Annotated in this window: 16 protein-coding genes; 9 read left to right on the top strand and 7 right to left on the bottom strand. The window is 59.8% G+C overall.

What is annotated here, in order from left to right; genetic code table 11:
* Positions 1–48 precede the first annotated feature (48 nt).
* On the bottom strand, positions 49–1,191 hold the full coding sequence (locus RCAS_RS04295; protein WP_012119386.1) for an HNH endonuclease domain-containing protein: 1,143 nt from the start codon (positions 1,189–1,191) through the stop codon (positions 49–51).
* A 224-nt stretch (positions 1,192–1,415) separates the two neighbouring features.
* Between RCAS_RS04295 and RCAS_RS04290 the strand changes: the two genes are divergently transcribed.
* Positions 1,416–1,856, top strand: a complete 441-nt coding sequence (locus tag RCAS_RS04290) for an RrF2 family transcriptional regulator (protein WP_012119385.1) — start codon at positions 1,416–1,418, stop codon at positions 1,854–1,856.
* Between the two features lies 1 nt (position 1,857).
* On the opposite strand, the gene RCAS_RS04285 is transcribed toward RCAS_RS04290, so the two are convergent.
* From RCAS_RS04285 to RCAS_RS04275, 3 genes are read right to left on the bottom strand one after another with little or no spacing between them, the layout of a single operon-like run.
* Complete coding sequence (locus RCAS_RS04285) at positions 1,858–2,715, bottom strand: DUF2085 domain-containing protein (protein ID WP_012119384.1); 858 nt, start codon at positions 2,713–2,715, stop codon at positions 1,858–1,860.
* Positions 2,716–2,727: 12 nt separating this feature from the next.
* A complete protein-coding gene (locus RCAS_RS04280) occupies positions 2,728–3,321 on the bottom strand; it encodes a TlpA family protein disulfide reductase (RefSeq protein WP_157042543.1) in 594 nt (197 codons plus the stop codon).
* Position 3,322: 1 nt separating this feature from the next.
* Entirely contained in the window at positions 3,323–3,904 is a 582-nt protein-coding gene (locus RCAS_RS04275; RefSeq protein WP_232280164.1) for a DUF2085 domain-containing protein, read from the bottom strand.
* 441 nt (positions 3,905–4,345) lie between these two features.
* Between RCAS_RS04275 and RCAS_RS04270 the strand changes: the two genes are divergently transcribed.
* From RCAS_RS04270 to RCAS_RS04240, 7 genes are all read left to right on the top strand, one after another.
* Positions 4,346–5,026: a response regulator transcription factor gene (locus RCAS_RS04270; RefSeq protein ID WP_012119381.1), complete on the top strand. Its 681-nt coding sequence runs from the start codon at positions 4,346–4,348 to the stop codon at positions 5,024–5,026.
* A 52-nt stretch (positions 5,027–5,078) separates the two neighbouring features.
* Complete coding sequence (locus RCAS_RS04265) at positions 5,079–7,247, top strand: ATP-binding protein (protein ID WP_012119380.1); 2,169 nt, start codon at positions 5,079–5,081, stop codon at positions 7,245–7,247.
* A gap of 119 nt (positions 7,248–7,366) precedes the next feature.
* Positions 7,367–8,569, top strand: a complete 1,203-nt coding sequence (locus RCAS_RS04260) for a hypothetical protein (RefSeq protein WP_012119379.1) — start codon at positions 7,367–7,369, stop codon at positions 8,567–8,569.
* A gap of 182 nt (positions 8,570–8,751) precedes the next feature.
* Positions 8,752–9,186 carry a hypothetical protein gene (locus RCAS_RS04255; protein ID WP_012119378.1) on the top strand — a complete coding sequence of 145 codons (435 nt, stop codon included), beginning with the start codon at positions 8,752–8,754 and terminating at the stop codon, positions 9,184–9,186.
* 325 nt (positions 9,187–9,511) lie between these two features.
* Positions 9,512–10,120, top strand: a complete 609-nt coding sequence (locus tag RCAS_RS04250) for a hypothetical protein (protein WP_157042542.1) — start codon at positions 9,512–9,514, stop codon at positions 10,118–10,120.
* Positions 10,121–11,108: 988 nt separating this feature from the next.
* Entirely contained in the window at positions 11,109–12,389 is a 1,281-nt protein-coding gene (locus RCAS_RS04245; protein ID WP_012119376.1) for a tetracycline resistance MFS efflux pump, read from the top strand.
* Between the two features lie 236 nt (positions 12,390–12,625).
* Entirely contained in the window at positions 12,626–13,432 is an 807-nt protein-coding gene (locus RCAS_RS04240) for a sirohydrochlorin chelatase (RefSeq protein WP_157042541.1), read from the top strand.
* Positions 13,433–13,450: 18 nt separating this feature from the next.
* On the opposite strand, the gene RCAS_RS04235 is transcribed toward RCAS_RS04240, so the two are convergent.
* Complete coding sequence (locus RCAS_RS04235; protein WP_041330198.1) at positions 13,451–14,083, bottom strand: HD domain-containing protein; 633 nt, start codon at positions 14,081–14,083, stop codon at positions 13,451–13,453.
* 137 nt (positions 14,084–14,220) lie between these two features.
* Complete coding sequence (locus tag RCAS_RS04230; protein WP_012119373.1) at positions 14,221–15,024, bottom strand: HpcH/HpaI aldolase family protein; 804 nt, start codon at positions 15,022–15,024, stop codon at positions 14,221–14,223.
* A gap of 315 nt (positions 15,025–15,339) precedes the next feature.
* On the opposite strand from RCAS_RS04230, the gene RCAS_RS04225 reads away from it, so the two are divergent.
* The gene (locus tag RCAS_RS04225) at positions 15,340–16,686 is read left to right on the top strand and encodes a CehA/McbA family metallohydrolase (RefSeq protein ID WP_157042540.1); all 1,347 of its coding nucleotides are present in this window, start codon (positions 15,340–15,342) and stop codon (positions 16,684–16,686) included.
* A gap of 1,473 nt (positions 16,687–18,159) precedes the next feature.
* Here RCAS_RS04225 and RCAS_RS04215 read toward each other — a convergent pair.
* Complete coding sequence (locus tag RCAS_RS04215) at positions 18,160–19,467, bottom strand: (Fe-S)-binding protein (protein ID WP_012119371.1); 1,308 nt, start codon at positions 19,465–19,467, stop codon at positions 18,160–18,162.
* Between the last annotated feature and the right edge of the window lie 286 nt (positions 19,468–19,753).

Below are 19,753 nucleotides of genomic sequence, written 5' to 3'. Positions count from 1 at the left end.
ATTTCCCTCTGATAACAATGTAAATTGGGAAATAACGAGGATAATATCTCATTTATTGTTATACACCCATTCGGATGGGAAACCCATGTTTCTAGCAATCTGAATTTGTGGAGCAATTGAATCAAAGAGGGTTTTTCGAAAGGATTCGAGATCCATCCACAAAAAATCATCCTGAGACGCAACCTTGAAAAGTAAAACATGATCTTCAAGCAGTCTCGCAAATGAATGTTTTTTCGAAACAATATTCACAGCTTCAAATTGCGCAGAAGAGAAGACATCAAAATAGTGTTCAATTTTCGGAAGATTGTCGCTCTTGGAAGAATTAGCCGATCTACTGGCAGGAACAATGTTCCAAAGAGCATCGTGCGTGACAAAGCTCCAGGGTATGAAGTGATCAAGCGTAAATTGACCCCTTTTCAGTTTGGAACCCGAATAGATACACTCCAACCAACCTTTTTGTTCTAAAACGATATTCCAGAACTCCCGTGCCTGTCTTAGATCTCTTTCTTGCGGCTCAAACAACTTACCTGCAATATTCGGCACATTTGGATTATTCTTTTGCAGGTATTGAACGAGATGCCAAAGACAAAAACCTCTCAGGATGGACAGGTTCTGCTGGAGATAATCAAACCACAGCGGTTGGATCTCGATGCATAGTTGCTGAAGTTTTACAAATCGATACAGACAAGGAGATACAGGGTCATGAAACACAGAAAAAGCCAGACCCATGATGCGACTATTGACCTCTGTGTCTCTGACACCTCTCATCAGATCCTGTGCGAAGAATGGACGAAGGAAGCGATAGGGGACATATCGAGCGAGATTCAGTATTGACTTGCCCAGATCATTGTCACTTGAGACATGTCTCAGCACAGCTTCAGCGATGAGATCAGCAGCAGCATTCATCGGTAATCCGGCGCGTTCTCCCAATAGCACCGCAATATCGCCCAACCGATCCTGCTTGCCAAACGAGAGGCGAAAATAATTGGTAGGGTACCAGACCATGGCAAGCATATGTGCCAGAAGATCAAGAATGGGCAACGTTCGCCTTTGCTCATCCTTTATCTTTTCTAGAATGGACAGAAACCAATAGAACTTGTACGAGTTTGTCACATCGTTGAAACTCGCCGCCAGAGCAGAAACAGGAAGGTGGGAGGAGTAGGGCAAGGAGTACATACGCAGTCCGACCATAATCCAATCAGGACGGGATGTTCAGTTTTTGTTATCTTTATTACCGTGTTGAGTCAGATAAGGTTACTCTTCGCCTCCCGTTTGAGGAAGAAGGTGAATGAGGGTGAAGGTGAAAAGCGGACACCACACCATGTATCTGCAACACCCCACTCTCGCTTCCCTTGCCTCCCTTCCAGATTCATGCTATGCTACAAAGCAAAGATAGTTGACAGAAACACTCGACTATGCGCATCTCCAGCAAAGGCGAATACGGCTTGCGCGCGCTGCTCGATCTTGCGCAGCGCGTCGGCGAAGGACCCATCCAGAGCCACGACATCCATCTCCGCCAGGGGATCGATGAAAACTACCTCAACCAGATCCTGATCCTGCTCCGCCGCGCCGGGCTGATCGAAAGCATCCGCGGTCCGCAGGGCGGGCATCGCCTGGCGCGCCCTCCGTCACAGATCACGGTGCTCGATGCGCTTACAGCGCTCGAAGGTCCATTGCTGGCCCTCGATAGCGGGCGCGACGCCCTGACTCCGACTGAGCCGATGGACCGCGACCTTGTGCGCGAGGTGTGGGACGGGGCGCGCGAGATTCTGGAGCGCTACCTGGCGAGCGTGACGCTCGAAGACCTCTGCCAGCGCAAAGCGCAGCGCTCCGGCAATGTGATGTACTATATCTGAGCTACGAGACCATTAATCCCTGCGCTTCGAGCCAGAAGCGCCCCCACGCCATCACCCCCAGCATGATCCCGGTGAGCGCCAACGCGATGGTCGCCGGACGCGCCAGTTCGACCACGCGCACCACCCGCCCTTCGTAGTTCATCACGAGCGCGACGATCAGCAGGTTCACCAGGAATAAAATGCCGACAATGCCGGTCCAGGCGACGATGGCGATGGGCCAGTAGGTAATGGCGACATTGCCGTAAATTGCGGCGTGCACCAGCAATCCCAGCAGCAGCGCACCGCCGAGTTCACGCCAGTTGCCGATCACCCGTTGTTCCATGTCCGGGTCGCGTCGCAGCGACAGGTTCAGCACCAGCATGATTGCCACTGCCATCGTCGTGCCCATGCCGATGCCCGTCAGGGTGCGCAGTTCGTTGCGCGGCGTGTACAGATGCGGCAGGAAGAGGTCAACAAAGAGCGAGTTGAAGCCGTCCACGGCCATGATGGCGACCAGCGCCGCCAGCGCGACGACGATGGCGGGAGGCGGCAATTTTGCAGCGCGCTCGCGTCCCAGCAGCACGAGATAGATGAAGGTCAGTAGAAAACCGCTGTAGATGCCGGTGTTGCGGGCGCAGAGCGGGAGTTGCTCGCCGCCGAGCGCAACATTGTGAACCTGCGCGCAGACGCCATGAACTGCCGCATACATTTTCCAATGCAGCGGTGCGCCGGGCCAGAGGAGCATCCCTACGAGTATCGCTCCAAGCAGACCAACGAATGCGAAGCGCCACGGAACCTCGCGCCCGCTGCGCTCCCGTTCCTTGCGCGCGGCGATCTCGCGGCGCGCCAGTTCGATGATCTCCTCGCTTGTTCGTTCCATCTTGCCTCGTCGTCAGCGCAATCGATCCACCTGCTCCTGCATTCTATCGAATGTCATGATACCGAGTTGCCGGTAGCCGATTGTGCCATCGCTATTGATAAAGTAACTGATTGGAATGTTTTTTGCGCCGTACCGTTCGACAATGTCGCCGTCGGGATTGGCGATGAGCGTGAATGTCAGATTGCGCTCACGCGCAAATGGAATAATCACTTCCGGCAGTTCGAGGCGGTTCACCCCCAGCACCACCACATCACTGCGCTCATCGAGGCGTTGCAGGTCGGGCATTTCTTCCTCGCACGGCGCGCACCACGTAGCCCAGAAATTGACCACCACCTTCGCGCCGCGCAGATCGCTCAGGCGGCGCGTCTCACCATTCGCAAAGGTGAACGCAAAATCCGGCGCAACATCCCCTTGCGAAGGAATGCCGCCGCCGCGTTCAACCAACCGCGACTCGATAGCCACCCCTCGCGGAATCTCGACCACTGCGCTGCCGCCAGACGACGATCCGGCGCGTTGCCCGGCGCACCCTGCCAGCGCCGCCACCAGCGTGAGAAGAGCGACAGCAGCCAACCGACGTATCGCCTGCGTCCGGGGAAATGCACACATCTCACGTTGCCTCATAGGTTCCTGGCGACCCAATGAGCGGCGCCTGCGCCGGAAGTTCACGGTCGAGCCGCGGGTAGACGACCAGCAGCACTGCCAGCGCTGCCAACGCGCCGGTGATTATGCGCAGCCAGAAGTTGAGCGAGCCAATGTCATCGCCACCGCTCCGCCAACCAAGGTGCAGGATGTCGTTGATCATATGAGAACCGGCATCGAGCGTCATCGGCAACAGCAGAAATACGCCGAAGCGCAGCGAAACTGGTCGAATCCAGCGCCGCGCAAAGGAAAACAGCATGCCAGCGATGAACAACCCGCCGTAGAACGATGTGCAGCGATGACAGAACGCCACCTGATAGCCGCAGAAACAGAACGAACGCTCAGGGCGCTGATGGCACAACGGTGTATAAATGCGGAAAATAATCTCACCCGCCAGCGGATGACCATTCGCCTTGAGCCACGGCGACAACCACGGCAACCCTGCGTAGATACCAAGGAGACCGTTGACGATCAGAAGCCAGCGGCGAAACATCCAGGCGACCGCCCGATCGATCCAGGGTGCAGAATAAGATGGAGGATTGATCGTCATAATCAGTATCATTATAGCAGAAAGAGGGCGACATGCGCCATGCGAAGATGAGATGGTCGCATCCCCAACAGGCGCGCGGTGTAAGGTGAACGTGGGAAGGCGCCCAAGGACAGAAGCAGGGAGCAAGAGGCGATCGACGGTTCCCTGTTCCGCTCAGGAGCGTGGTGAGCAATGGAACGCGGATCGACACGGATCGCGACGGATGCGCGCGGAAGGACTCGCAGTCGTTCTCGGTTCTTCGTCCTCAGTCCTCGCAAAAGGGTATGAACTGTTTGTAACTCGCCCCCGCCGCGTAACTTTTCTGGAAAACATGCTGTTCATATTGTAGAGAGCGGTACAGCACTGCGATACGACCAATGACCAAGCGCACACAAGAGGGAAGACCGCGGTTGTCTCCCCTCTCCCCAGGGTTTGTGACAGTATGAAGAGAGGAACAGACGTATGTATATCCTGGTTGCCGATGATGATCTGCCCAATGTCAAACTGACTGCATTTCTCCTTGAAGAGGCAGGCTACAAAGTCATTAAAGCCTACGATGGTCCCTCCATCCTGCAATCGGTCGAACAGTACAACCCGGATCTCATTCTGCTCGATGTCATGATGCCGAAGACGAATGGTTTCGATGTGTGCCGGCAGATTCGGCGCACGTCGGATGTCCCGATCATTTTCCTCTCCGCTCGTTCGCAGTTACAGGATCGGGTGACAGGCTTGCAGATTGGCGGCGATGATTATCTGGTCAAACCCTTCGAGCCGTCAGAGTTGCTGGCGCGGGTGGAAGCCGTGCTGCGGCGGCGCAACAGCGACATGCTTAACCCCTCGGCGCGCCTGAGCCATGGAGACATTACGCTCGACCCGGTCGAGCACAAGGTGCTGTTCGCCGATGGCCGGATCGTCGAACTGACGCCGCTGGAGTTTCGCCTGCTCTACTATTTGATGAAGAACTCCGGGCGAGTACTGAATACCAGCCAGATTCTGAATAAAGTCTGGGGGTACGACTGCGAAGGCGAAAGCAATCTGGTAGCCGTCTACATTCGTCGCCTGCGCACCAAGATTGAGCGCGACCCTGAACACCCGCGTCATGTGTTGACGGTGCGTAATCTGGGGTACAAATTCGAAGCATAAGGTTGTTGCACTGCGCGCCGTGCGTGTTCGCTCCTATCGTGAGGATGCCGTCATGATCGCTGGAGAGACCCTGACCCGGCAGTTGCCCTATTGGCTGGTTGAACGCCGCGAACATCTCACGCATCTTTTTGCGCCTGTGCCTGCGCTCGCGCTGGTTCTGTGGCTATCGCTCGCTGCGCTTCCCGACACACTCTGGATGGCGCTGATCGGGTATGCAGCGGTCCACTTGTTCCTGTTCTGGATGGCGTATGGCCGTCCTACCGGCAATGCCGCGCGATTGCCACATGCCGATTGGGCGTCGATCCTGGTCGACGCGGCGCTGAGCATTGTCGTGATCAGCAACCCCACCTCACTGTTGCACTTTCTGCCGGTGTATGTGCTCATTGCATGGCGCGCCGTCGCCGGGTACCGTCGCAACCAGGCGACAACGATGATCGTGTTTGTGCTGGGACCGATCTTCTTGTTCCAGTCGCTGCTGAACCGGACCGGCAATACGGCGCTGACGCCAGGGGAGCAGTGGGGTGCAGCCAGCATTCTTGCGGGGAGTCTGGGATGCGGCATCGTCGCCGTTCTGGCGAGCGCGCGGCAACAGGCGTCGATCCATCAGTTGCGGAGCGAGTTGCAACGCGAGCGGAACACGCGCGAAGCGCGCGTCGAAGAACTCGAGCATCTGGCGAATGAACTGCGGATGCGCATGCGTGAGCGCCACGCGCTCGAAGAAGGGTTGCGCGCCATCACCAGCACCCTCAGTCTCGACGATGTGCTGGAGCAGATTCTGGATAGCACTGTGCAGACGTTTGGCGGCGAACGCACCCATGCGGTCGTGCTCACGCTGAAGACCGATGGCTCGTGGAACAACCGCATGTATGCGCGCGATGGTCAACTCCAGGCGCAATGGGTCGAACCGATCATTCGCCGCGTCATGCGTGATCAGACGCCAGCCGTGATTGCCGACTCAGCGCTCGACCCCGATCTTGGAGAGATGAGCAAGATCGGGCTGCGTTCGATCATTTGCGTCCCCCTCTTCGTCGGCGATGGTCCGCCGCGCGGCGCACTCACCGTCGTGAGTGCCACATTCGCAGCCTTCTCCAGCAGTGATGCGCGCCATCTCTCGGCATTCGCCGCTCAGGCCGGCATTGCGATTGGCAATGCTGAATTGCACAGTCAGCTGCGCCGACAGCAGCACCTGCTCCAGGCAGTGCTCCGTGACATCAATGACGGATTGGTCGTGCTCGATACCGAGAACAATGTCGTGCTGGCCAATCCGGTTGGGCAGGCGCTCCTCGATGACCAAACGGCGTCGCAGCCCTGGCTGGAACGCATGCGCGAACTGGCAAGCCGCCTCTCCGACGACGGTCGCCCGGTGGCGTCGCCTGAATGGATCGTTGGCGACCCGGAGTGTGAGGAAGGGTGCATCGTCTACCAGGCTGTTGCGTCACGGGTGCGCATGAACGACGATCTGCCCAATCTGACAGCGATTGTGCTGCACGACATCACCGATCACAAAGCGGAAGAGCGCGCGCGCATGGATTTTATTTCGATGGTGTCGCATGAACTGCGCAACCCGCTCCATACACTCAATGGCTTCGTCAAACTGGTGCTGCAAGGGCGCGCAGGTCCGCTGACGGCGTTGCAGAAGGATTTCCTGTCAATGGCCGATGAGCAGATTGAGCAGTTGAGCGGGCGCGTGTCCGAATTGCTGGAATACAACCGCTTCAAAGCCGGACGCCTGGCACTGCACCCCGATGTCGGCGATCTTTCGCTGCTCATTGCGGGAACGGTGAGCCGATTGAGCCTGCAAGCTGAACAGCAGCAACTGTCACTCGTCAACGAGACGCCACATCTGCCACTGTGTCGGTTCGATAACCAGCGCATTGGTCAGGTGTTGACCAATCTGATCGAAAATGCGATGAAGGCAACGCCAGCGGGTGGTACGATCAAGATATCCGCCGACGTTCATGATCAAGAAGTGTGGGTGCGCGTCTCCGATACAGGGATTGGCATTCCATCCAGCGAACTGGGCAAGATCTTTCAGCGTTTCTATCAGGTAGCGAAGCACCGCCGCGCTCAGGGAACCCATATGGGTCTGGGGCTGGCTATCTGTCAGCAGATTGTCGAAGGTCACGGCGGGCGCATCTGGGTCGAAAGCGAAGAAGGCGTTGGGACAACATTTACGTTCACGTTGCCGCTGGCAGTCGATGAAAACCACATTGCCGGGTAAGTTACATTTCTTTTACCGTCAAATGCCGGAGATTCATTCATCCCTCAACTATCTCGACTATACTCTGATCAGTCTGGCGCCGGTATCATCATCGCCGGAATTCTGCGGTCGAGGGAATCGTGAAGATCGCTCTGGTTGCCCTGCCACCTCTGGATGAGTCGCGCGCAACGCCCCCCTTGCCGTTGTGCTACCTGGCGGCATTTCTCGAGCAGCAGCGCCATATCATTCGAGTGTATGATCTGGCGCTCCATCGCAGTGATCTGCACACGAGCCACATTGATGCGGTGCGCGCATTTCGACCCCAGATCACCATTGTCGCTGCCGATAGCGTCGCGGATGCGATAGGTCCTACAGAACGATTGCGAACCACAGGGCTGGTGTTGCCGCTGACGCTGGGGGTACGCAATCATCTCCCTCCATGGCTCGCTTCGCGAGCGCTCGCTGAACTCAATCGACTGCTGCCGCATGCATCCGATATCAAGAATCTGGTTGCATGCGGGCTGCTGGCGCTCGATGAATCGCTCGACAACCTGCCCTTTCCAGCCCGTCATCTGCTGCCGCTCGAACAGTACCCGCTGGTTACGCCAGAAGATGAGTTATGCACAACCGTCTTGATTGGGCGAGTTTCCAGAGATGGCGCCCGTGTCTTTCGGCAGCCTGCACTGCTGGGCGCCGAACTCCGATCCATCGTTCAGGAACACGGCGTGCGTCACGTTCTTCTTGAGGGGCTGGCGCTCACCGACGACCGCGATTGGCTGTACGCCTTCTTATCGCAGATCTCCTCTATGCACCTGGGCATCAAATGGGAAGGTCGCGTGTCGCACTCGCACCTGACCGGCAGCCTGATAGAAGCAATGCAGCGCTCCGGTTGCGAGGCGTTGACGTTTGAATTTGCGGCGCTCTCGGTCCTCGATGCGAAGCATGAACGCGATGCACTGATTGCCACCGTGCGGCAGGCGCGCGACCTGGGAATGCGCGTCCATGGGCGCATCGCCCTCGATCCACACTACCCCTCGATCCCGGCGGTTGTTGATATGTCGGCAACCTTCGGGCTGGATGAAGTGCGCTTCTTCGTGCCGAAGGACGCAGAAGCGCCAATCGAGAGTGACGAGGCCGCAGAGATCGCGGACCTCATCGCGCGCGCCCGTGAGCATTATCAGATCAGCCTCGGTCGTCAGTATTTCATTGATCGGTTTGGCGTTCGTCTCGGAACGATGATCTGGTATGTTGGTCGGACGGGGTTGCTCGGCAGACGCTGGCAGCGCCATATGCAACCCGATGAATCGGCTTCCGCAGGTGTGCTTGAGCATGGGAGGGGCTAGGAGGTTAGAACAACTTTCTCCCTGTCCGTGGACGCGCCCGCGATAGGTCCCTCCGTGCCCCTCCACGCGCCCCTAATGCGCCCCGACCATCTCCACACAGGCGCGCCTCACATGATATTGGCAGCGGTATGTTATAATCATGCGCACCCCAATTCGACACAATGCCTTCAGGAGGAAGAGGTATGCCTGTGTTCAAGGACTATGCCGAGCTTCATCAGTGTCTGAGTACATTGTATGATCAGGCGAAGTGCGACGCTCGCATTGCGCCGAAGATCCGCGACTCGCATCTCGTGATCCAGTTCCGCTACGAAGATCCGCGCGCAGTAGTGACGATTAACGCCGCTGCGCCGCCAACACAACCAGGGGCGTATTTCGATGTTTTGTGGGGTGACGATACCGGGTTGAAGCCGGATGTCGAAATGAGTATGAAAGCCGACATTGCCCATCAGTTCTGGCACGGCAAAATCAACCTGATGACCGCGCTGGCGCGGCGTCAGATTATTGCTAAGGGTCCCATCCCCAAAATACTCAAGTTGTTGCCCGCTGTTGAGCCTATGTACGAAATGTATCCGCGCCTGTTGCGCGAGATGGGACGCGCCGATCTTGTGTTGACATAGGACAGATGACATCCCCGTGCTGCGGTGCGCTTGCGAGGCGAGCGATGAGCGGCGAGAGGCAGGTGCGCTTGCGCAGATCTGTGGCAGTAGGACCCGATGCGGACACAATGCTCATGACAGGAGTATGATCGGCGCCTGCCGGCGAATGGACGCGGTCACAGCGTGGTCGCATGAGCGCGCAAAGGTTCGTCGCTGATGGACACGTCTGTGCAGGGGCGAGACTGTGAACGTTCACACCACGGTCGCCTGGTGTGTTCGCCAATGGTCGTGCATGGTGGAGGCCTGGCACAAACGATGGCGCTGGTCGCGCGCTTCACGAAAGCCAATGAGCAGCGAAGACATGTACGAACGAGGGGTGGCGGACGCTGAGCGCGGTGAGTTGCACCCGTTCTATTACCAGCATTACTACCACTACCGCCGAGGCTACGATCAGGCGCGTCGCCGTATGCGCCGCCCGTTCTGGACTACGTTGTTGCCTGGTCGCCATGCGGTGCTGATTGGGGGAGCAACGCTTACCATTGCCCTGATCGTCATCATTGGCGGCATCTGGCGCAACAACGAAAAGACCGACGCTGCCCTCCTCGCAATGCCCGCCACCGACACGGTTGTAACCGCAACGGCGCGTCCCACGCGCACACCGCTGTTTCCCACTGCTACGCCAGAAGCAACGCCTGAGCCGGTTGTAGTGACCCTGCGCGTCAATGGATTTGCACAGGTGGCGAACACCGAGGGACGCGCCCTGCGCGGACGCGCCGCGCCAGGCTTGAAAGCGCCGGTACGAGTGGCGTTCGCAGAAGGGGAGCGTGTGCGCATCCTGGAAGGACCGGTTCTTGCCGATCAGTATATCTGGTGGCGGGTCGAAGGACGCGCCGGAACGGGTTGGGCAGCGCAGCAATCGCTCGAAGGCGTGGTCTGGCTCATACCGGTGGAGTGAATGATAATGTGGAGGATTTGTATATCGAAGTCGCAACCTATGTTACGCCTGTTCGCGCTTCCAACTTTGGTCAAGATGTCGTATAATCAGGAGTGGCGGTGATCTCAATGGAGGTTTTTCTATGAACTGGATAGTTGCAACCTTCATGCTCATGTTCGTTCTGGTTGCGTTCCTCCCCCTGGTTGTGTCGCTGGCGTATACGTGGGTGACGAATCCTGAAACGCAGTCCACAGAGGAATAGGTCGCCGGTTCTATTGTGATCGCCTGACAGCCCATCGAGGTCGGGAAAGTCCTGGTTTGTGCTGTTTGACACAGCCCCCAAGGGGGCTGTGTTTTTTTTGCCGAGAGATTCTGACTGCAAAAATGAACAGCGCCAGCACCCTTCCATCATACCAATTCCCTGTGACCATCCGGCATGGTCACCCCGAGCAGCGCGAGGAGTGGTGCGCGACCCGCGCAGATTCCTCGCTGCGCTCGGAATGACCAGTCGCTGCGCGCGGAATGACCAGCATGCGGCAGATTCAAGCGTCATTGGTATCACCCCGCGCCCCGCGCCCCTCGCGCCCCTCGCGCCCCTCGCGCCCCTCGCGCCCCTCGCCTCGCCCCTCGCGCCTCGTCCCTCGCGCCTCGCCCCTCTCATACCAATTCCCTGTGACCATCCGGCATGGTCACCCCGAGCAGCGCGAGGAGTGGTGCACGACCCGCGCAGATTCCTCGCTGCGCTCGGAATGACCAGTCGCTGCGCGCGGAATGACCAGCATGCGGCAGATTCAAGCGTCATTGGTATCATTGGTATTCATACGAGCCAGGATGCGCCGTCACCGCGAAAACCAGTGATATGTTCCCTGCCGGGAGAGGGATACTTCCTGCCATGAGAGGGGGAGTTTTCCCCTGCAAATTCTTTGCAAGGTATTGACAAAACATTGGCGATGGAGTATGATACCCACGAAGGTTTACTGAACAGTCAAGCAAGAGAGGCATTGGTCCTATGACATCGCGTTCACCACGACTCTTTATTTTCCTTACGGTGCTGATCGATCTCCTCGGCGTCGGCATTGTGTTGCCGCTCATGCCCTACTATGTCAAAATCGTGGAGCAGTCGAGCATTCCATGGCTGGCAGCCAACCGCGCAATGATTGTCGGCGCGTTAATGGCATCGTTTGCACTGATGCAGTTCTTGTTTGCACCAGTGCTCGGCGCCCTCTCCGACCGGTATGGACGGCGGCCAATCCTGCTCCTCAGTCTGGTGGGCAGCGCCCTTTCGTATACGTTGTTCGGCATGGCGGAATATCTCTCGTTCCTGGGAGTTGAAACCGTTCTGGCAATCCTCTTTCTCGGCCGTATTCTGAGCGGTATTACCGGGGCGAGCATCTCGACCGCGCAGGCGTATATTGCCGATGTGACCACCCCCGAAGAGCGGGCGAAGGGGATGGGCATGATCGGGGCAGCGTTCGGTCTGGGGTTCATGCTCGGTCCGGCGCTCGGCGGGTTGTTGAGCACGGTCAATCTGGCGCTGCCCGCGTTTGTTGCAGCGGGGCTGGCGTTGGCGAATGTGGGCTTCGGCTACTTCAACCTGCCAGAGTCTCTGCCACGTGAGCGCCGAACGGTTACGTCGGTGCGTGGCGTCAATCCGCTGGAGCGGGTGAGCGCGCTGCTGCGGCGCGCAAGCATTCGGCCATTGCTGATCGGTGTGCTCATGCTCAACCTGGCGTTCGCCAGCCTGCAAAGCAATTTTGCTGTGTTCAGCGATGTGCGCTTTGGGTTTGGACCGCTCGACAACGCGTTGATCTTCACGCTGGTCGGGTTGCTGGCCGTTCTAATGCAGGGCGTTCTCATCCGTCGCCTGGTGCTTGCTTTCGGTGAAGCGCGGCTCGTCATCGCCGGAATGGCGCTTATGTCTCTCGGGTTTGTTGCGATCGCCGTTGTGCCACAGGCCTGGATGCTCTTTCCGGTGATTGGCGTGGTGGCGATTGGGAGTGGTATGGCGACGCCATCGCTCACCAGCCTGATCTCACGCCGGGTCGCCGCTCACGAGCAGGGCATGACCCTCGGCGGCACACAGGCGCTGACGAGCCTGGCGATGATCATCGGTCCGATCTTCGCCGGTGTGACCTTCGATAGCATCGGCGCCGGAGCGCCATACTATCTGGGAGGCATTCTGATTGCTGCGGCGATCACGGTCGTCGGTTCGGCGCTGCTGCCCATGATCCGGCAGCGGGTCGAACAACCGCAGGGAAGCCTGGTCGTCGGGCGCATGGAAACGGAATGATGCCGACGACGAAAACGAGCGCCTGGTGAGAGGAACATCGTCAGCACCCCATACGACACAAATCGTTTGACCCCGCAGCACATCATCTCATCGGCGTCGCTGCGTTGGTCAGGAGAGGGCGCACGCCTGTGGCACTGCGCCCTCTGCTCTTGCGTCCCGCCTTCCATCCATTCGCAGGAATAGCGCGTACATCGAGGTGTATGAGCAACAACGCCTCGTGGAGTCGGAACTGCTGTATGCGTGCTGTAATGCTGGTTGGTCGTGGGGGGACGACACCTGGCGCGGGGGCGTCGCTCATTCGCCTTGCAGCGCGCTGTCGCACCGCAGACATTGCGCCGATAGTGACACCTTGCTTTGTCCGTCATCAGCGCCCTTCCTTTGCGGAAGCGCTCGATCAGTGCGTCGCGCAGGGCGCTCAGGAAATCATCATCGTCCCCTACGCGCTGGCGCTGTCGGAACCCGATCAGGCAGAACTGCAACGCCTGGCGGACAGCGCGCGTCGGATTCATTCGCATCTTGCGTTGCGCATAACCGGTCCGCTTGGTCATCATGCCGCGCTGTCGCAGGTGCTCGTCCAGCGTGTCCTCGAAGCGGATTATGTCGCTGCCCATCATCTGTGGGGACATCAGCCGCATGCCGCCTGGCCCACATGGCAGCAGGAACACGCGATCGGACTTATCATCGTGATCGACGGTCTGGCAGGCATTCCGGCGACTCTGAAGGAGGCAATGCTGGCATTGCACACCCACGCGCCACGCTATGCCGATGTGCATTTCTGTGCCATTGATCGGAATGAACTGGATCTGAGCGCACCACTCGAAGCACTGATGGCTCAGGAATGCCGATGGGTGATCATTGCGCCGTATATCCTGGAGCACTGCTCATTCGTCGGCGCCGCCATCGAACGCGCCGTTGCTGACATACGCGCCAGATACCCGGATATCACCGTCATTCAGGCGGAGCATCTGGCATATGACCGCCGCTTGCTGCAAGCCATCGCTGATCGCGTATATGCGTCCAGACAGCGTGATGCGGCTCTATAGCCGGTAGACTCGTGTGCGTCAGGAAAGGCACGATTTTGGCGCATCAGACGCTCGACGCCGCGCATGGTCGAGGAGTTTGCGCAACTGCCGCAGATGCTCTTGCTTGCGCGGTTCGCGCAACGCGCGCGCCGTTGCCGTCCAGTAGCGGTGGTTCTCGATGAACGTCACCTGGGTGGTGTACCACTGAACATCGCTCATCGGTCCGTCGAACGCTTCATTCTCAGCACGCAGTTTCTCACTGTGTTGCCAGAAATGTTCACTGCCCAGCGTGTCGAGATCGGCATCCGCCAGAATCTGCTCTGGCAATGTGGCCGGTGATTGAGGGATGCGGGTTGCCATAATCATGCGGCAAATTTTTTCGATCTGGACGGGTGTGTAGCCAAACGCAGGTAACACCTGCGCAGCTATTTCTGCACCCGCCTGTTCGTGCTCCTCACGACGCACGACAAACCCCAGATCATGAAAATACGCCGCAGTGCGCAGCAGCAACAAGTCTTCACCGTTGACCCCTTCGGCATGCGCTAACCGCTCGGCTGCCGGCGCCACATCGTCGCGGGTGTGCTGAATCGAATGGTACGTGATGGTTTCCGGCAATTCCGTAGCGAGCCGGGCAAGCGCATATGCTCGCGCACCTTCAAAGTCCGGTTCCATGAAATGTCTGTCCTCAGGCACGATCTTGCACAAGAAAGGTCGCCGACGCCTCATCGCGTCTCTCACGACCTTGCCTGACTGTCATTATATGCTACCTGGCAGGGATATGCATGCGCAGCAGGCTAGTACACGATATGTCAAACCGCTCCAACATCCGCAACCGGCGCCGTTTCGCTCTGACGCATCGCATGCAGCGCCTGATGCGCGCCCGCACTGAAAAACTGTGTATCGCTCCCGCTCATCAGCATGGTCATGCCGCGCTGTTTCCATCCGGCGACCTGCTGCGGGTCGCTGCTGTGGATGCCGCATGCCACGCCGGCGCGCCGCGCCGCCGCCAGCACCTGCGCAATCGCGGCTTCCACAGCGGAATCCGTAACACTGGCTGCGCCCAGCGAGATGGCCAGGTCGAAGGGACCGATCAGCCCGACGTCCACGCCAGGAACTGCGAACAGGTCATCGATGCGACGTACCGCTTCCAGCCGTTCGATCTGCAGGATGACCAGCGTGTGCTCGTTCATATGACGCACCAGGTCGCGCGGCGCGGCGCCGCGATAGTCGGTGTGCCCGCGCCCGGCGGCTGCGCCCCGCACGCCTTCGGGTGGGTATTTCATGTACCGGACCAGCGCCTGCGCCTGTTCGACAGTTTCAACGCGCGGGAGCATAATCCCCATTGCGCCAGCGTCGAGTGTGCGCGCCACCAGGTCGTATGCCAGATCGGGAATGCGCACCAGCGGCGTCAGACCTGCCAGCCGCGCCACTCGGATCATTCCGGCAACCTCACCGAGATCGTAGACGCCGTGCTCCATATCAATGAAGACAAAGTCGTACCCGGCGTGCGCCAGCAGCAGGACATAGGCAGAGGACGCACTTTCGATCAGCATGGTTCCATACACTGGATGACCGGCTTTGAGCGCCTGTTTGACACGGTTGATCGGCAGCATTGCGTGTTCTCCTTTCGTTTGCATTCTACCGCGATTTGGGCTAGGATGCGCGGCGAGCGGCAAGGGCGGGAGAGCGCGCGGATCGACGCGGATCGAGACGGATAGGTGATTATCAACACACTCGCGCCAATCTGCTGCACCCGTGACTATCCGTCTGCTCAAGAGCACACGGATGCCCGCAGAGGATCGACACGGATGGAGACGGATTCGCCCGGATGAGTCTCGCCGTCATGCGCGGCGCTCGGTTCTTGGTTCTCGGTTCTGGACTCTCAATTCTCGGTGCTCGTCACTCCTGACTGTAAGATTGAACGAGGTATGCTCAACATATTCGACGGCGTTCTGACGGAACGCGACTGGAAGCGTCATCTCAGCCATACATTCGAGGTTCCTGACGGTGCGACCCGGCTCTTCATCCGGTTGCGCTTCGATCCCCCGGTGGTCGATGGGATCGCCAACATGCTCTGCCTTTCGCTCTTTGACCCAAACGGATTCCGTGGCGCCGGGCATCGCGGCGGCGCCCAACACGATGTCGTCATTGATGGCGCGGACGCAACTCCCGGTTACCTGCCCGGTCCGTTGCCGGCCGGCGTGTGGGACGCCGTGATCGATACGCATATGGTGGTTCCCGGAACGCCCTGTCGTTACACACTCGAGATTCAGACGACGGATGAGCCGGTCGCGGAACCTCTGCCGTCACCGGCGCCTCCATCGGTGAAGACGCCGGGACGCGGCTGGTATCGTGGCGACCTCCACGCACACACGATTCATTCGGATGGTGAATGGGACATTCTCGCTCTCCTGGAAGCCGCGCGCGCTCGGCGCCTCGATTTTGTGACGCTCACCGACCATAATACGATTTCGCAACTCCGCCACATCGATGCCCTGACCACCAACGACCTGCTGGTGATGGGGGGAATGGAACTCACCACGTTCTGGGGGCACGCATTGAGCCTGGGAACGCGTCGCTGGATCGACTGGCGCATTCGCCCCAGTGAACGGAGTATGCCGCAGATTGCCGCCGATATCGAAAAGGAAGGCGGACTGTTCGTCATTGCGCACCCACTCGCGCCCGGCGACCCCTACTGCACCGGCTGTGACTGGCGGTATGTCGAAATGATGCCGGGCACGGCGCGCGCCGTCGAGGTATGGAATGGCTTGTGGCACGGCGACAGCAACAATGAAGCGGCGCTCGCACTCTGGTATGAATGGTTGAACTGGGGGCTGCACCTGACGGCAACCGCCGGAACCGATGCGCATGGTCAGGCGCCGCCAGAAGTGCGACCTGGTTTCAATGTCGTCTATGCGGCACATCGTAATGAAAGCGCAATTTTGCGCGCTATTGCGCACGGCAGACTCTACCTGAGCAGCGGCCCAGTGCTCGAATTGACGGGCATGAGCGGTGAGACTCACACGATGATAGGGGGCACGCTTCCCAGAGGCGCTGCGACGATTCACGCCCGCTGGTGCGACGTTCCTGCCAATGCGCGACTGCGTCTGATCGCCAATGGTGCACAACTCAGCGAAGACATCGCCACGCCTGAAGGAGAGCGCACCTGGAACCTGGAAGAAGGCGCCGCGCAGTGGTGCGTCGCCGAGATCCGCGCAGCGGACGGCGAGATGCTGGCAGTGACGAATCCGATCTACTTCGCTCCTGAAGAGTGAGCCGCATCCGACCGGTGATAGAACACGAAGACGCGCGGATCGTAGCCCGATTGCGTCTGCCCACACCCGAAGAACACGGAGTGATACCAATGACGATTGACGATGCCGCCTTCGTGTCATTCCGCGCGCAGCGAGGAATCTGCGCGGGTCGCGCACGACCCCTCGCGCTGCTCGGGGTGACCATGCCGGATGTGCACAGGGAATTGGTATGAGAGGGGCGAGGCGCGCGGGACGAGGGGCGAGGGACGAGGCGCGGGGCGCGGGGCGCGGCACGAGGCGCGGGGCGCGGGGCGCGGCACGAGGCGCGGGGCGCGGGGCGCGAGGGGCGAGGCGCGGGGCGCGGGGGACGAGGCGCGGGGTGATACCAATGACGCTTGACGATGCCGCATGCGTGTCATTCCGCGCGCAGCGACTGGTCATTCCGAGCGCAGCGAGGAATCTGTGCGGGTCGCGCACGACCCCCCGCGCTGCTCGGGGTGACCATGCCGGATGTGCACAGGGAATTGGTATGAGAGGGGCAAGGCGCGAGGGACGAGGCGCGAGGGACGAGGCGCGGGGCGCGAGGGGCGCGGCACGAGGCGCGGGGCGCGGGGCGCGCGGGACGAGGCGCGGGGCGCGAGGGGCGCGGCACGAGGCGCGGGGCGCGGGGCGCGCGGGACGAGGCGCGGGGCGCGAGGGGCGCGGCACGAGGCGCGGGGTGATACCAATGACGCTTGACGATGCCGCATGCGTGTCATTCCGAGCGCAGCGACTGGTCATTCCGCGCGCAGCGAGGAATCTGCGCGGGTCGCGCACGACCCCTCGCGCTGCACGGGGTGACCATGCCGGATATGCACAGGGCATTGGTATGAGAGGGGCAAGGCGCGAGGGACGAGGCGCGAGGGACGAGGCGCGGGGCGCGAGGGGCGCGGGGCGCGGGGCGCGAGGGGCGCGGCACGAGGCGCGGGGCGCGGGGCGCGGGGCGCGCGGGACGAGGCGCGGGGCGCGGGGGACGAGGCGCGGGGTGATACCAATGACGCTTGACGATGCCGCATGCGTGTCATTCCGAGCGCAGCGACTGGTCATTCCGCGCGCAGCGAGGAATCTAAGCGGGTCGCGCAAGCCCCCCGCTCTGCTCGGAGTGACCATGCCGGATGGTCACAGGGAATTGGTATGAGAGGGGCGAGGCGCGAGGCACGAGGCGCGAGGTGATACCAATGACGCTTGACGATGCCGCATGCGTGTCATTCCGAGCCCTTCGCTTCGCTCAGGGTAAACGCAGCGAGGAATCTAAGCGGGTCGCGCACGACCCCTCGCGCGGCTCGGGGTGACCATGCCGGATGGTCACAGGGAATTGGTATGATAGAACACGGAGACGCGCGGATCGCAACGGATGCAGACGGATTGGACCCGACGCGCCCCGGCTGTCACGCGCTTGCGCCCTCCGCCTGCCGTCCGACAGACCTGGATGGCTCCAGAAGCACGAGCACTGCACTAGCGCCCCTGTGTGATCTGCTCACGCTGATACGACTCATCAAGCACTTCGACGACATGCATCACCCTGGCACTCAACCCGGACCTGCGCACGCCAGCGATCAGTTGCAGGTGGCAACCGGTATTGGTGGTGACCACCAGCGTTGCGCCGGTAGCAGTAACATCCTTCATCTTGGCGTCGAGCACCTGATCGGCGATCTCGGGTTGGGCGATGTTGTAGACACCCGCGCTGCCACAACAGCGGTCGGGTTGCCGCAGTTCGATCAGTTCTAAGCCGGGAATGGTGCGGAGCAGATCACGCGGTTGGCGTGAGATGCGCTGCCCGTGGCGCAGGTGGCACGAATCGACGTATGTTGCGCGAATGCGCATCTCGCCGCGCGGCGGTCGATGCAGGTGATCGGCGAGAAACTCATTCACATCACACACCAGTGACGCAAAGCGCTGCGCTCGTTCAGCGTAGATCGGATCATCTTTCAGCAAGTGCGGATATTCCTTCAATGCCAGACCGCACCCGCCGGCATTGACGATGATCGCCATCACATCTTCCGCCAGAAACGCATCGATATTGCGCCGCGCCAGCGCGCGCGCGGCATCGAGTTCCCCGACGTGCGCGTGCGCCGCACCACAGCATGTTTGCGCCATCGGCGTAACGATCTCAAAGCCGTTGCGCCGCAGCACCCGGCGCGTCGCCTGATTGACCGGCGCCAGGAATGCTTCCTGAATGCATCCGATCACGAACGCCACCCGTCCGCGCCGCTCACCGACGGCGGGAGCAGGCGCGCGGTAATCGACATAGCGCGGCGTGAGCGGCGGAATGATCGATTCCATGGCTCGCAAATGCGGCGGCAACCCATTCACACGACGAACGAGCCATTGGAGTCCGGTGGTCTGATAGAGCCACAATGTCGCTGCCAGCAGTTTCAGGCGTCCACGATAGGGCATCAACTGATGCAGCCCTGCCCAGCGTAGCACCCGTTCAGTCGGCGAGACGGAGCGATGCTGCTCGACCAACTCGCGCGCCGGTTCGAGCAGCGCCCCGTACTGCACGCCGGACGGGCAGGCGGTCTCACAGGCGCGGCACGCCAGACAGCGCGTGATATGGGTGGCAAATGCGCCATTGACCTGCTCTTCTGCAATCCTGCCGTCGCTGACAGCGCGCATCAGCGCGATCCGCCCGCGCGGCGAGTCCATCTCTGTACCGAAAACGTCGTAGGTTGGGCATGCCTGAAGGCAGAGGCCGCAGTGAATGCACTGATCCAGTTTCGTGCGATACTCCCTGCTTTGCAGCAACTCGATAACCCGGCTCATAACACTCCTGGCGACACGTTACAAAATGGCGAGACCCTGAGCGACATTGCACGAGTCCAGCGGCAGATCGTCGTCCTGGACCGACATCCCTGGTCCGTACCAATCACCGGACGTGAACGATGGCACGCTTTATTTACCCTCATATGTGATTTTTATCCATATGAAGATGCACCAACTCCTGCCTCTGTTTCCAGAGATTGTGGGAAATCCGAAAACGAACGGCTATTGCTGTGACTCTGTATCTGCGCTTCTGCGCATTGTACTATAAATTGCATAGAAGCATGAT

This window comes from Roseiflexus castenholzii DSM 13941, assembly GCF_000017805.1.
Lineage (GTDB): Bacteria > Chloroflexota > Chloroflexia > Chloroflexales > Roseiflexaceae > Roseiflexus > Roseiflexus castenholzii.
This window is presented reverse-complemented; position numbering and strand designations above follow the sequence as displayed.